Raw genomic sequence first — 14,051 nt, forward strand, 5'->3', positions numbered from 1 at the left:
AATTAGGTTAGGCTGTGCTCATGCTAACTCAGGCGGTGACCGAATTGTCCGCTACCCTCGCGGCCTCGCCCGACATCGAGACGTCCTGGAATCGGATAGTGCAACAAGGAACGCCGATCATCGAAAGCGTTGATACACAGACTGTTCGAGTTACGTTCCTCTGGCGTCAGCCCGAGGAGACCGAGGTCGAGCGCGTTTACCTGGATGCAAATTCGCTGACCGACCATCACGCAGAACAACTCAGCGTGATGCAGCGACTCGGAGACAGTCCGGTGTGGTTCTACACCGCCGAAGTCTCGAACACCTGGCGTAGCAGTTACAGCATCATCCCGGTACCGAAGTCCGTAGTCGACGAGTTCGACTATCCGGGAGCAGGCAAGGAAGACTCGACCCGCCGCACACGCTGGTTGGGGTTGCTCGAGCACCGAATTGCCGACCCACTCAATCCGCTTTCCGCAGGTGTGGACACAAGGCGTTCCGTCGCCGAGATGCCCTTGGCGCCGGTCCAGTTCGGTTGGGATGCTCCAGTTTTCAGGAAGTCGGTACAGCTCACCTGGGCTAGTTCGACTTTGGACGTCGAGCGGCCGGTGTGGATCTACGAGACCGTGGACGACGGATTGACACCGCTCGAAGAACGGCCGCTCGTGATACTTCTCGACGGGCGTCACTGGGCCGAGGTCATGCCGGCAGGCGCCGCCTTCGATCGTGCGGTCCAGACCGGCAAACTGAAATCCTGCGTTCTGCTGGCCATCGATTCCGTTGACAATCAACGCCGTTCGCAGGAATTGCCGTGCAACCGCGACTACTGGAGTGCAGTCGTCGACGAACTGCTTCCGCAGGTGCGCGCCGTCACACCTTTCTCGTCTGATCGAACGCGAACGGTGGTCTCGGGGCAGAGCTTCGGCGGCCTGGCTTCGATGTTCGCAGCACTCGAATTCCCCGAACACTTCGCGCTGGTCGCCAGCGGGTCCGGTTCGTTCTGGTGGCCAACCGGCTTGAAGCGCGGGGAAGACGGCCCGCCGGGTGGAGACATAGCCGCACGCATCGAGCGCGACGGCGTACCGGACGGATTACGCGTTGTCCTCGAAGTAGGTAAGCACGAGTCCGACATGGTCGGGCACAGCGCAGCGGTCGCACAGGCACTGGAGGCCGCAGGAGCGCAAGTGTCGTGTCGGATCTTCGACGGCGGCCACGACTGGTTGTGCTGGCGCAGTGTCCTTCTGGACTCCGTTGTCGAACTGATCGGCAGTCCGTGAGACAGACCACACTCTAGGCCGGCTCGATGTCACCAAGCTTCCAAGTCCGATCGAAATATGGTTCGAGCGGTCCGTAGAAGCGGAAGTACGAGAACCAGTGCTGACCCGCAATGGTCTGAACCCAATTGGGTTCCTTCCCTACCGGAGTTGTAGGTCCGTAGTAGAGATCCACCGAACCGTCCTCGTTGACAACAAGATCGGGATCTCGCGAGCCACGGTCGCCTCGGCCCTGCTGGTTGTCGACAAGGCAGCGTGTGTCGACCGAGTAGACCGTCGCGGACCAGAACAACTTTGCCGGGACATCGGCGGGTACGTGGAGTGTGTAACTCTTTCCTCCGTCCAACCAGTGCCCCTCGGCGTCGGCGTAGCTACCCAGATATGCCTGCCCGAGTCCGGGCGTCGTACTCTTCATCGCCTCGGAGAAGGTGACCGCCTCGTAGAACCACGACGCGCGTTCGTAGAACTCGCCGTAGTTGTCCCCTCGCTGAGCTGAGTTGTCCAGGACAATCGCCAAGTCCCACTGGCGATCCGGCCAGTAGCGCGAACCGGGGAAGCGTTTGACGAACGCATTCGCCTGGGCGAACACCTCCCCCACTTCGACGGCCCGTTGCAAGATCTTTCTCGCTCGATCATCCGGGGCGAATGGCTTGCCCTTCTCAATCCCCAGCTGCCGAAGCCACGCCATCGGGAAGCGGTCGCGCTCTTCGACAGGTTCGTCCTGCACGATGTCGTGCAGGAGTTCCCAGTATCGAAGGTCTCGCGGCTGAATTCCGCTCCAGGGCTTGCCGTCCGGTGAGACCAGACGCGTCGGAGTCGGATTCTCACGATCGGAGTACGGGTACACCCGGACGGCGTCGACCAACGCGTCCGAGCGCGCCGGGTCGGGATCGAGCGTGCGGAAGCCGAACATGATGTGCATCATCGGGGAGTGGACAACGGTGTAATCACCTGTGTCCTCGGCACTCTGGCCTGGGCCGACTACCAGGGTCTTGCCACCCTTGCCTGCATCGGGGCCCATCTCACCGAGCACCGCGAATTCTCGTTGCCAGAAATCTGCGATGCCCCCGGCGGTCGGCCCTGGCGGCAATTCGATCACCAACGGCCCCGTTGCACCGAGATCGAAAAAGTTCAAGATGTACGGAGTCGTCGCGTTGGCGGTGATCAGGCCTAGTCGGTCACGATATGAGCGGTAGACGACGATATCGGAGGCAGTTGCTCCGAAGATGTTGGTATGCACGTCCATCCACTGAGCCCAGGACACGATGGGTATGGCCCACAAGTACGCCTGCACTGCTGTTTGGAAGTCGAGCTCGTCGAAGACCGTTGCGATGGTTTCGCGAGCGGGAAGCTCTCCGTCCCTCGGGACAAGTCCGCAGGAATACGTCAGTTCGATGTCGGCCATACCCAGATGGTGCTGGGAGAAACCTCGGCGCGAATCACCCACACCGGGTGAACCTCTAGTTCAGTGCGCCTCGAATGACGGCAGCCGTGCTGTCGAGGATTGTCCGATTGGGCGTGCGAGGTAGGGCGCGCAGGCCGAAGCCGTCGCCGCGATTTCGCGGAATGACATGCAGATGAACATGGAAGACTTCCTGCCCCGCAACAGCTCCGTCGGAGAGGTGCAGATTCACTCCGTCGACGGGAAGAGATCCGGTACGCATCGCCGCGGCGATCTTCTGCGCGACGGCGAAGATCCTGGCACCGTCGTCGGGATCGAGCGTGGACAATCCACTGGCGTGGCGCTTCGGCACGACCAGGAGATGGCCGGATGTGAACGGCCGAATATCCATGAAGGCAAGGACATTCGCGTCGTCGTAGACGACGCTGGCCTCGGCCTCACCGGCGATGATGGAACAGAAGATGCAGTCCATGGTCTCCGGCCCCTGTGCGCCTTTTCGGTAGTGGTGACCACCGGAAAGGCGCACGGGGCGTAGCCCTTACAGAATCGGCGACGGCGCGTACGCCGCAGCTTCGGGGTTGGCGTCGACAAGTTTCTGCACCTCGGCGACAACGGCATCGACCTGAGCCGAAGCGGCACCGACAAAAGCAGCCTTGTCGGCCAGGGCCTCGTCGAGTGCATCGCGGTCGAGCGGCAAACGGTCGTCGGCGGCAAGACGATCGAGCAGGTCGGGCTCCTTGCCCTCTTCACGCATCGCCAGCGCAACTGCGACGGCATTCTCCTTGATCGCCTCGTGTGCGGTCTCGCGTCCGACGCCGGCGCGGACGGCGGCCATGAGCACGCGCGTCGTGGCGAGGAACGGCAGATACCTGGTCAGTTCCTTCTCGATGACGGCCGGGTACGCGCCCATCTCGATCAGCACGGTCAGGAAGGTCTCGAACATGCCGTCGATCGCGAAGAACGCGTCCGGGAGCGCGACGCGGCGCACGACGGAGCAGAAGACGTCGCCCTCGTTCCACTGTGCACCCGCAAGCTCAGCTGCCATGGAGCCGTATCCGCGCAGGATCACCTGAAGTCCGTTGACTCGCTCGCACGAGCGGGTGTTCATCTTGTGCGGCATCGCTGAGCTGCCGACCTGGCCGGGCTGGAAGCCTTCGGTGACCAACTCGTGGCCGGCCATCAGGCGGATCGTGTGTGCAAACGACGACGGGCCCGCGCCGACCTGAACGAGCGCGGAGATGACGTCGTGGTCGAGGGAACGCGGGTACACCTGGCCGACGCTGGTCAACACGTGAGCGAATCCGAGGTGCTCCGCAACCTTCGCTTCGAGCTGCTCGAGCTTGGCCGCATCGCCGTCGAGGAGGTCGAGCATGTCCTGAGCGGTCCCCATCGGGCCCTTGATCCCACGAAGCGGGTACCGGTCGATCAGCTGGCGCAGACGCGTCATTGCAACCAGCAGCTCGTCGGCGGCCGAAGCGAAACGCTTGCCCAAGGTGGTGGCCTGAGCTGCGACGTTGTGCGAGCGGCCGGCCATAACGATGGACGAGTACTCGGCAGCGCGCTCACCCAGACGGGCGGCGACGGCGATGCCGTGGTTGTAGACGTGTTCGAGAGAACGCACGATCTGCAGCTGCTCGACGTTCTCGGTGAGGTCGCGGCTGGTCATGCCCTTGTGGACCTGCTCGTGCCCGGCGAGTGAGTTGAATTCCTCGATGCGTGCCTTCACGTCGTGGCGGGTGACCCGCTCGCGGTCCGCGATGGACTCGAGGTCGACGTTGTCGATGACACGCTCGTAGTCGTCGATGGCGTCGGCCGGAATGTCGATGCCCAGCTCTGCCTGCGCACGCAACACCGCCACCCACAATTGACGCTCGAGCACGATCTTGTACTCGGGAGACCACAGAGCGACGAGCTCCGGGCTGGCGTAGCGGTTGGCAAGGACATTCGGGATGCGGCTCACGAGGCCTCAGTCTAACGGGGGCCAAGCAGTGCCGTTACCCCCGATAGAGACCGAGCTAGACCGGCGGCGCCATCACGTCGATCGATTCCAAGAGCATTCCCCTGGCCAACCCCCGTGGGTCCGGGTCGTACTCCCCCAGAGCCGTGATCATCGCACCGTCGACCATCGCGACAAGACGGCGCAATTGCCCCTCGGGAGCCGACCGGCCCGAGCGTCGAAGCGCATCGGTCAACAGGTCGTCGAGCTGGGCTCGTAGGCGCAACTGCACGTCACGAAGTGCGGGATGACGGGCACACGCGACGAATCGTTCGTAGCGCGAGATCAAACGCTCGCGGCTCTCCGGCCGCTTCTCTTCGTCTCCGAGCAGCAGCTCGACCAACAGTTCGACGGTTGATTCCGCGCCCCGCCGACGTTGGGTCACCGCAGCCACTCTGGCGCGCATCGCTTCCATGTCGGCGTTGCCGTTGAGCTCGACGGCACACGCGATCAGATCGTCGAGTGAGTCGAAGTAATAGGTCGTCGAAGCCAGTGGAAGGTCAGCTCTGGTTGCCACCGCTCGGTGACGAACGGCGTCGAACCCGCCCTCCAGCAAAAGTTCAGCAGCGGACGCCACCAGAGCTTGGCGACGTCGTTCGCCCTTGGGCGTAGCTGCAGAAGACACCACGACATCGTGCCAGCAGAGGGCACCTCCGCATGGCGAAACAGCTCGAAGACCCTGCTGTTTGTTACCCGAGCCACTTCTCGAGGCGGGTCAGTGCCTCCTGGATGTCGGCTGTCGCACCCGCGAACGAGAGTCTGACCATCCGGTTTCCGTGGACGGTGTCGAAATCGATTCCAGGTGCCAGCGCGACCCCGGTATCTGTCAGCAACCGGGCACACCACGCGGTGGCGCCCTCGTCGCCACACAGATGGCCGATGTCCGCGTAGACGTAGAACGCACCGTCGGCGGGAGCCAACTCGGTGATGCCCAGTTTCGGCAACCCGGTCAACAACAGTTCACGATTGACGGCGTACCGCTGAACGTGCCCGTCCAACTCGACCTTCGCCTCGTCCGAGAACGCCTCGACGGCGGCGTACTGAGAGATCGCGGGCGGACACACGGTCATGTTCGACGCGAGTCTCTGCAGCGGGCGCCGAAGATAGGTCGGCACCAACATCCACCCGAGTCGCCAACCCGTCATCGAGAAGTACTTGGACACCGAGCCGATCACGACGGACTCGCGTGAGGTCTCCCAGGCGCTCGACGTGTGCTGATCGCCGTATCCGATGCCGTGGTAGATCTCGTCCGAGATCAGAAGAGTTCCGTGCTGCTCGCACCACGTCGCCAATGCAGCGAGCTCCTCGGGCGAGATCACCGTGCCCGTGGGATTTGCCGGGCTCGCGACGATCAGTCCGGCAGGCGGCGACGGCAAAGCCTCGAGCATTTCCACTGTCGGCTGGTATCGAGTTGCCGGCCCGCAGTCGAGTTCGACGACGTTGCAGCCGAGAGCGGCAAGGGTATTGCGGTACGCGGGATATCCGGGTCGAGCAACCACCACGGTGTCGCCCTCGTCGAACGCGGCCAGGAAGAGCAAGGTGAACGCCCCGGACGAACCGGTCGTCACCACCACGTCTTCGGCGTCGACGGCGATTCCCGATCGCTCGCTGTGGTAGCGCGCAATAGCCTCGCGTAGCTGCAGGATCCCGAAAGTCTCGGTATACCCGAGTAGTTCGGTGCCCAGAATCTCTCGCGTCGCACGTAGCACCGGTGCCGGCGCGGGCGTCGACGGTTGACCTGCCGCCAAGGTCAGGACGTCACCATGTGTCCGCTGACGTTCGGTCGCGGCCTTCCATACATCCATGACATGGAAGGTCTGGATATCTGATCGACGAGATTCTGAGCGCACACTCCGACGGTAGTCGAACCGTGGTGCGGCAAGAAACGACGACCACCCATTGTGACGATCCGACAGATTCAGGCGCTCAGCATGAGTCGATTCAACGAGACCTGGGCCACGTCCCTCGCGCAACATTGATCAACGACTTCCTTCGATCAAAAGGTGCATCAGATGAAAGCTCGCTCAGTGCCCACTGCGGCTCTGGTCACGATCGGCGTTCTCACGGTTGCCTCGTGCGGAAGCACCTCTGATCCTGGCGGCAATTCTTCCGGCGACTACGCGAAGGACGGCAGTTTCACCACGATCGTGAACACCGATCCCGGCAACCTTCATCCCCTGATCACCAATCTGACTGCCACGCAGGCGATCAACAGCTATACGAACGACTCGTTGTTGGCCATCGACCCCAAAACCCGCGCAGCGGGCTCGTATCTGGCCGAAAAATGGAGCGAGAACGGAACTTCGCTGAACTTCACCCTCAAAAAGGGGATCACGTGTGAAGACGGCACGACCTTCACTGCCCAGACAGCGGCAAACAACATCAACTGGGTCGTCGACACGACCAACGGCTCGCCGTGGTTGGGAGCATCCGTACCCGAAACTGCGGTAGCAACCGCTGATGGTGACGAGCTCACGATCAAGACAACGGAACCCGCGCCCTTCCTCCTCGAGCGCATCGGCGCTCTCAAGATGGCGTGCCAGGCAGCCCTCGACGACCCTGCCAGTGTTCGAGGCAGCAGCAACGGAACCGGACTGTTCAAGATCACCGAAGTAGTGGCCAACGATCACGTCACGCTCGAACGCCGCGACGGATACAACTGGGGGCCGAACGGCGAAACCACGTCGGACACGCTCGGAGTGCCCAAGACGGTCACGATCAAGGTCGTGACCGACGCCGCGACGACGGCGAATCTCGTCCTCACCGGAACGGTCAACGCGGCCCCGGTTGCCGGCGCGGATATCGAACGTGTGGAAGCTTCAGGCCTCGAGTCGATGACGTCCAACACCCTGAGCGGACAGTTCATCTTCAACCACAATGCGGCTCTCCCCACCAAGGACGAGGCGGTACGCACCGCACTCGTGCAAGCGATCGATCTCGACGATTACACGGACATCAACACCGGTGGCAAAGGCTCACGAGCTACGGCACTGGCAGTAGTCGATCCGCGGGCGTGTGACTTCGACAGCGTCACCGGTGTAGTTCCGAAGTTCGACATGGCCGCTGCGAAAAAGACTCTTGCGGACGCCGGTTGGAAGCCCGGATCCGACGGTGTCCTGACCAAGGACGGTCAAGCGCTGCAATTGACGGTCATCTTTGCCAACTACCGCGACACCACCTCTGCAGCAGCAGAATACGCGATGAAGCAGTGGCAGGAGCTCGGTGCGAAGGTAGAGCTTCGTGGTGGTGACAACAACTTCATCATTTCCAACACATTCGCAGCGAAAGACCTGACGTCATGGTCGATCTCGATCGGACTGACCGTCCAGAGCGATACCCCCAGCATCTTCGTTCCGTACTTCGCCGGCCCCACCCCACCGTCGGGTGTCAACTTCGCATCGATCGACAATCAAAAGTACGCCGAACTGGCGGCGAAGGCCTCGGTTCTGCCCGGGCAGGAATCCTGCTCGGTGTGGAAGGAAGCGGAACAAGCACTGTTCACCTCGTCCGACGTCATTCCGGTGTCCACGTCGCCGAACTTCATGTTCTTCAACGGCGCAACGGCCCTGTATGCACCAGTTGGCGGCACCCTGGCCGGCCCTGGCATTCGCGTTCTGAAATAAGCCGGAAGACAAAGCTTTACGTCTGCATCTATTTCTCCGATTCGAAGGATCTACATGACTGACCGTCCATTTGTTCTCGACGACCTCCACCGTGTGGTCACACCCACTGAGACCTCAATCTCTCCCGACGGCACCGTGGTCGTCTTCGTTCGCTCGGAAATTGTTGCCGGAAAGGCAACTACATCGCTCTGGGCGGTGTCCCGCGGTTCCCAGGCTCGCCGCCTCACCGCAGGGCCCGCCGATTCTGCCCCTCGGTTCTCTCCGGACGGAACCTCGATTGCCTTCCTGCGTAAGGTCGGCGACTCCGCGCAGCTGCACCTGATCCCGCTCGCCGGTGGCGAGGCCGAAACTCTCACCACATCAGCATCACTCCCCCTCGGCGCCGGTGCAGCAGCCTGGAGCCCGGACGGAAATGCCATCGCGTTCGCCGCTGTGGTCTCACGCTCGGACTCCGCCGATCCGAATGCTCCCATCGTCACCGACCGACTCGGGTACAAGGTGGACGGTGCCGGTTGGCTCGGCACCTTCCGTCGCCACCTTCACACCGTCGATCTGGAGACGAAGGCAGTTCGACGGCTCACCGACGGTGATTGGAATGCCGACGTTCCGTCCTGGTCGCCCGACGGCACGGCCCTTGCCTTCACCGCGAATCTCGAACCGGACAGCGATCTGAACCTCACGTTCAGCGCTTACCGCATCCTCGTCGACGATCTGTCGGTTCCCCCGCAGCGACTCGGTCATGCCACCGGAGTGCAGGGCTCCACACTGTGGCATCCGCAGGGAGATTCGGTCGTCGCCATCGGCACACCCGAGGTCCGTGTCGGAACTGCAGACCTGATCCGGCTGTCCGTCCCCGGCCCAACCGAGACACCGGTCGACGTCACCCTCACAGCTCATCTCGATCGCAACGTGATGCCCGGTGCACCCGGTTACCCCGGCGGCACACCGGCACTGTCGAATACTCGCGACGAAATCGTGTTCTGCCTACGCGATCGTGGATGGACGCATCTGTACGCGGCCGACATCGAAACCGGCACCTCTCGATCCCTCGTCGCCAATCCCAACGAGGTCGTCTCGGCGCTCTCCGTTGCCCGTGACGCCCGCGTCGCCTCCGTCATCGTCACCACGCAGCAGTCCTTCGGCGAGGTCGCACTCGTCGATCTCGACAGCGGCGCGGTCACCACGCTGACGAAATTCACCGCAGAAGCACTCCCCGAGGTGACACTGTTTGCCGCCGAGGAACGCGAGTTCACCATCTCCGACGGCCGCACCGTGCATGGTTGGTTGCTGTCCGCTCCCGAAACCAGTGGTGCCGCACCCCTTCTGCTCGACATTCACGGCGGACCGCACAACGCGTGGACCGGCGTTGCAGATACCTATCACCCCGCCCACCAGGTTCTCGCCGCCCAGGGTTGGCGCATCCTGACCCTCAATCCACGTGGGTCGGACGGGTACGGCGCAGACTTCATGTACGCCGTCAACGGCGCCTGGGGTACCTCCGACCAAGCCGACTTCCTCGAGCCGATCGACGCGCTTGTCGCCGAGGGACTTGTCGACGGGGACCGTCTGGCGATCACCGGGTACAGCTACGGCGGATACAGTACGTGTCACCTGACGTCCGCGACGGATCGTTTTGCCGCTGCGGTTGCCGGCGGGCTGATCTGCGATTTCAACGCCATGGCCGGAGTCTGCGATTTCGGTCCGCACCTCGCGTCACTCGCCACCGGCACGACTGTTCCCGAGAACTCCGCGGGGCTCCTGGCAGCCTCACCGCTCGCCGCCGTGAAGAACGTGGTGACCCCGACGCTGATCCTGCACGGAAAGTCGGACGAGCGGTGCCCGCTGGGTCAAGCCGAGGCCTGGTTCGCCGCACTGCGCCAGCAGCACGTACCCACCCGTCTGGTGGCGTATCCCGGTGCAAGCCACGGGTTCCTCGTCAACGGCTCGATCTCGCACCGAATCGACTACAGCACACGACTCATCGAATGGGTCAAGCGATACACCTCCGCGAAGCTGCCCAAGACCGGCCTGGCCAACGCGTCTGCCGGAGCCGACGCGTGGAAGCGTTCGCTGGACGTACTGTGTGAGCGTTACGGCGTCACCGGTGCTCAATTCGGTATTCTCACACTCGATTCCAACGGCAAGGAAATCACCCGTACGACGGTGGCTTCCGGCGTGATCAATGCAGACACCGGGGTCGAGGTATCCACCGACTCCCTGTTCCAGATCGGATCCATCACCAAGGTATGGACCGCGATGCTGGTCATGCAGCTTGTCGACGAAGGCTTGCTCGACCTGGACGCGACCGTCCGGTCGATTCTGCCCGATTTCGCACTGCAGGACGAGGAAACAGCTGCCCGCATCACGGTTCGCGCACTTCTGAACCATCGCAACGGAATCGACGGTGACCTGTTCATCGACAAGGGTCGCGGCGACGACGTCGTCGAACGCTACGTCGAGGGCCTGCGTGACTTCCGTCAGGTTCATCCACTCGAGGACGGCTTCGCGTACTCGAACTCCGCGTACGTCCTTGCAGCTCGTATCGTCGAGGTTCTTCGCGGCGGCATCTGGGACGACATCCTCAAGGAGCGGATCATCGATCCGCTCGGCCTCGCGCACACACTCACGTTGACCGGAGATACACCGAGATACTCTGTGGCAGCGGGTCATACGGGGAACTCCGTCGTGATGCCCGTCTGGCCGATCACGCGCTCGATGGGGCCCGCGGGTTGCATCACTGCCAGCATCGGAGATCTACTCACGTTCGCGGAACTCGGTCTTCTCGAAGGACAGAGCGTCGACGGCGTACGGATCGTGTCGGAAAAGTCGGCCGCCGCGATGCGCACACCCGAAATCGACATCAGCGAACTGTTCCCGGACAAGTCGGGTTGGGGCTTGGGCTGGTTCCACGAAACCTGGTCGGGCGAAGAGATTTTCGGGCACGACGGCAGCACCATCGGGCAGCACGCATATCTGCGTATCTTCCCCCGCCACAATGTCGCGATCGCACTGCTGACCAGCGGCGGCAAGGCCGACGGCCTCTACCGTGATCTCTTCACCGAAGCCGCGGCCGCGTTGGTCGGACTCGAACCTCCGCAAGCCCTCGCCCCGAACCCCGCGAGTGTGGAGTCGATTCCGGATTCGGTTCTGGGAAAGTACAGCTCGGGCGGGATAGCAATCGAGTTCCGTCGTGGAGAGTCCGCTGACGAGGCCGTGATCACCGTCATCGGCGACGTAATCCCGAATCCCGAGGAAGACGAAACAGCTCCGAAGAAGCCTGCAACGGTAGCCACTCTCGTACCGTCGCAGATCCCGGGGACCTGGACCACCCGTCAACCCGGGGCCGCCGGTTGGACGACGGTACGGCCGCACCGAGACGGAGTGTACGTCGGATTCCGCTTCCTACCACGGGTTAACGCGTGACGATGACCGATACACATACGATGACGGAAACACAGAACGCCGAAACACAGAACGCCAGCGAACTCGAGGAATCAAAGATGCAAGAACAGCTTCAAGAACTCGTCGATCAGTGGAGGGTCGAGGCAAACATCCCCGGCGTCTCGGTCGGCATCGTGCACGGCGACAAGGACATCGTCGTCACCAGTGGCATCGAGAGCGTCGAAACCCAACTCCCGGTCACCGACAAGACGATGTTCATGATCGGCTCCACCACAAAGGTGTTCGCCGCAACAGCCGCGATGGCACTCGTCGAGGACGGCCTACTCGATCTCGACACCCCGTTGGTCGAGTACGTCCCCGAACTGACCTTCGCCGACGAAACAGCCACGCGCACAGTCACGATGCGTCACCTCCTCACCCACACCGGCGGATTCACCGGCGACGCGGGCCTCTCGGCAGGCTGGGGCGAAGACGCCCTGGGACGCTCGGTTTCACGGCTGAACGAACTGCGACAAGAATTTCCCGTCGGAGAAGTCTTCTCCTACAGCAACTCCGGATTCGTTCTCGCCGGACATGTCGTGGCCAAGATCAGCGGACTGACCTTCGAAGAGCTGGTCAAGCAGCGCGTGCTCGACCCCCTCGAAATGAAGAACTCGGCCTTCCTGCCCTGGGACGTGATGACCCACCGGTTCGCACTCGGTCACTACATCCGCGACGGTGTGCCGTTCGTGTCCAACGAAACCGGGCTGGACCGCGGCATGATCCCTTGCGGCGGAATGTGGTCCTCGGTGCGAGACCAACTCGTCTGGGCACGTTACGCACTGTCTGGCGAACACCCCGGCGAAGGACAGCCGCTCGACGAGTCCACCCGGTTGTTGATGCAGAAGCCGCAGCGTCCCGCCGCGATGATGTTCGAAGAAGTCGGCCTGGGATGGCTGTTGACTCGATACGGAACCACACAGGTAGTGCGGCACGGCGGAAACGTGAGCAACCTCCAGGTCTCCGAGTTCATGACAGTGCCCGAGAAGAACTTCGCCGTCACCGTGCTGACCAACGCCCTCGGCGGCGGAATCGGCAAGAAGATCGTCGACTGGTGCATGGCCAACCTCACTGAACTACCCACGCCGGCATCCCTCGACGTGGTCGAGCCCGAACCCGCTGCCGTCGACGCAGTCCTGGGCAAGTATCAGGCCGGCTCACTGACGATGACCGTCGCCCCCGGTGACGAGGGAATCGGCATCCGGATGGGCAGCGCGCAGGATCTCGGTGAATACGAGGACATCGTCTGGCCGCCGGCAATCCCGATCGCCTTCCTCAACGACCGTGACTTCGCTGCGCGCGCCGACACCACCCGGGCGTTGGGACGCTTCGTCACCGACGACACCGGTCGCGCCGTGATGCTCGAATTCGGCGGCCGCACCGCCAAGCGAGTGGCTTGATCCTCTAGACGGGTGACGCGGTCCGAACAAGTGCGATCGAACTCGCCGATCTCACCGGACCGCGTCACCCGTTTTTGCGTCTGCGGGCTGCCGTTCATTGCTCGGTTCTGGCAGAACATCGACTTTGGTGCCAGTGAGAAAGGCGACCAGCGCGACGATCACGATCGTGAAGACAATGCTCACCACCGTCGGCCCGAATCCCAAGCCGCCCTCATCTCGGTCTTGGGTCAACAGGTCACCGATGGACGCTCCCAATGGACGAGTGACAACATAAGCGATCCAAAATGCAAGTACAGCATTGAGTTTCAGGCCGAAGTGCGCGGCGGCCACTACGGCGATCACGACGCCGAACAACACAGCAGACTTCGCATACCCCAGGTCCACCTGTTCGGCAATCAAGTCTCCTGCCGCCGTTCCCAGTGAAAATGTGAACAGGATGGCGAACCAGTAGAACGCTTCGCGCTTCGGCGTGCGAATACTGTGGATGGACAACGTCCGTTCACTGGCAAACCAGATCCCGAACGTAGCGGCCAGGGCAACCGCAAAGACTCCCGTACTCACTTCGAGCGGTACACCGAGATCGTCGGTCAGAATGTCGGTGATGAGCGTTCCGACTACGCTGATCAGAACTACCACCAGCCAATAAATCCACGGTACATACTGTTTCCGCGTGAACTGGATGATCAGCGCGACGACCAAGAACACCGAAGTCAACGCAGCGGTGCCGATCAGTCCGATACCTAGATCCGCGTCGAGTGAATCCGCGGCAGTCTCCCCCACCGTCGTGCCCAGAATCTTGATCAGCCAGAAGTACAGTGTGACCTCTGGGACCTTGCTCGCCATTTCACGCGTGAACGCCATGTCGGCCAGCGTGGCACCTGGTTGTTGAAGGGAAGCTGAGAACGTTCGCCGCGATTGCGCCGGAGAGTACAGACT

10 protein-coding genes are annotated in these 14,051 nt (G+C 62.3%); 4 read left to right on the plus strand and 6 right to left on the minus strand.

Going from position 1 to position 14,051, the window contains the following annotated elements:
- The first annotated feature begins 20 nt into the window (after positions 1–20).
- A complete protein-coding gene (gene fes / locus ABH939_RS11025) occupies positions 21–1,256 on the plus strand; it encodes an enterochelin esterase (RefSeq protein WP_003945472.1) in 1,236 nt (411 codons plus the stop codon).
- 13 nt (positions 1,257–1,269) lie between these two features.
- Here fes and ABH939_RS11030 read toward each other — a convergent pair whose 3' ends face one another.
- From ABH939_RS11030 to ABH939_RS11050, 5 genes are all read right to left on the minus strand, one after another.
- On the minus strand, positions 1,270–2,658 hold the full coding sequence (locus ABH939_RS11030) for a DUF1254 domain-containing protein (RefSeq protein ID WP_338927653.1): 1,389 nt from the start codon (positions 2,656–2,658) through the stop codon (positions 1,270–1,272).
- A gap of 55 nt (positions 2,659–2,713) precedes the next feature.
- Positions 2,714–3,127, minus strand: a complete 414-nt coding sequence (locus tag ABH939_RS11035; RefSeq protein WP_042920316.1) for an HIT family protein — start codon at positions 3,125–3,127, stop codon at positions 2,714–2,716.
- 66 nt (positions 3,128–3,193) lie between these two features.
- Positions 3,194–4,615 carry an adenylosuccinate lyase gene (gene purB / locus ABH939_RS11040; protein WP_404649618.1) on the minus strand — a complete coding sequence of 474 codons (1,422 nt, stop codon included), beginning with the start codon at positions 4,613–4,615 and terminating at the stop codon, positions 3,194–3,196.
- 55 nt (positions 4,616–4,670) lie between these two features.
- Entirely contained in the window at positions 4,671–5,276 is a 606-nt protein-coding gene (locus tag ABH939_RS11045; protein WP_003945736.1) for a TetR/AcrR family transcriptional regulator, read from the minus strand.
- 64 nt (positions 5,277–5,340) lie between these two features.
- A complete protein-coding gene (locus ABH939_RS11050) occupies positions 5,341–6,501 on the minus strand; it encodes a pyridoxal phosphate-dependent aminotransferase (RefSeq protein WP_070162182.1) in 1,161 nt (386 codons plus the stop codon).
- A gap of 162 nt (positions 6,502–6,663) precedes the next feature.
- On the opposite strand from ABH939_RS11050, the gene ABH939_RS11055 reads away from it, so the two are divergent.
- From ABH939_RS11055 to ABH939_RS11065, 3 genes are read left to right on the plus strand one after another with little or no spacing between them, the layout of a single operon-like run.
- Positions 6,664–8,274 (plus strand): ABC transporter substrate-binding protein, encoded by a 1,611-nt coding sequence (locus ABH939_RS11055; protein WP_042452661.1) that lies wholly within the window; start codon positions 6,664–6,666, stop codon positions 8,272–8,274.
- 54 nt (positions 8,275–8,328) lie between these two features.
- Positions 8,329–11,697, plus strand: coding sequence for a serine hydrolase (locus tag ABH939_RS11060; RefSeq protein WP_064111829.1), 3,369 nt, complete (start codon positions 8,329–8,331; stop codon positions 11,695–11,697).
- A 20-nt stretch (positions 11,698–11,717) separates the two neighbouring features.
- On the plus strand, positions 11,718–13,115 hold the full coding sequence (locus tag ABH939_RS11065) for a serine hydrolase (RefSeq protein ID WP_007734413.1): 1,398 nt from the start codon (positions 11,718–11,720) through the stop codon (positions 13,113–13,115).
- A 51-nt stretch (positions 13,116–13,166) separates the two neighbouring features.
- Here the strand turns inward: ABH939_RS11065 and ABH939_RS11070 are convergent, their stop codons facing one another.
- Positions 13,167–13,976 (minus strand): hypothetical protein, encoded by an 810-nt coding sequence (locus ABH939_RS11070; RefSeq protein ID WP_054782118.1) that lies wholly within the window; start codon positions 13,974–13,976, stop codon positions 13,167–13,169.
- Between the last annotated feature and the right edge of the window lie 75 nt (positions 13,977–14,051).

Source organism: Rhodococcus sp. 27YEA6, from assembly GCF_044908235.1.
Lineage (GTDB): Bacteria > Actinomycetota > Actinomycetes > Mycobacteriales > Mycobacteriaceae > Rhodococcus_F > Rhodococcus_F qingshengii.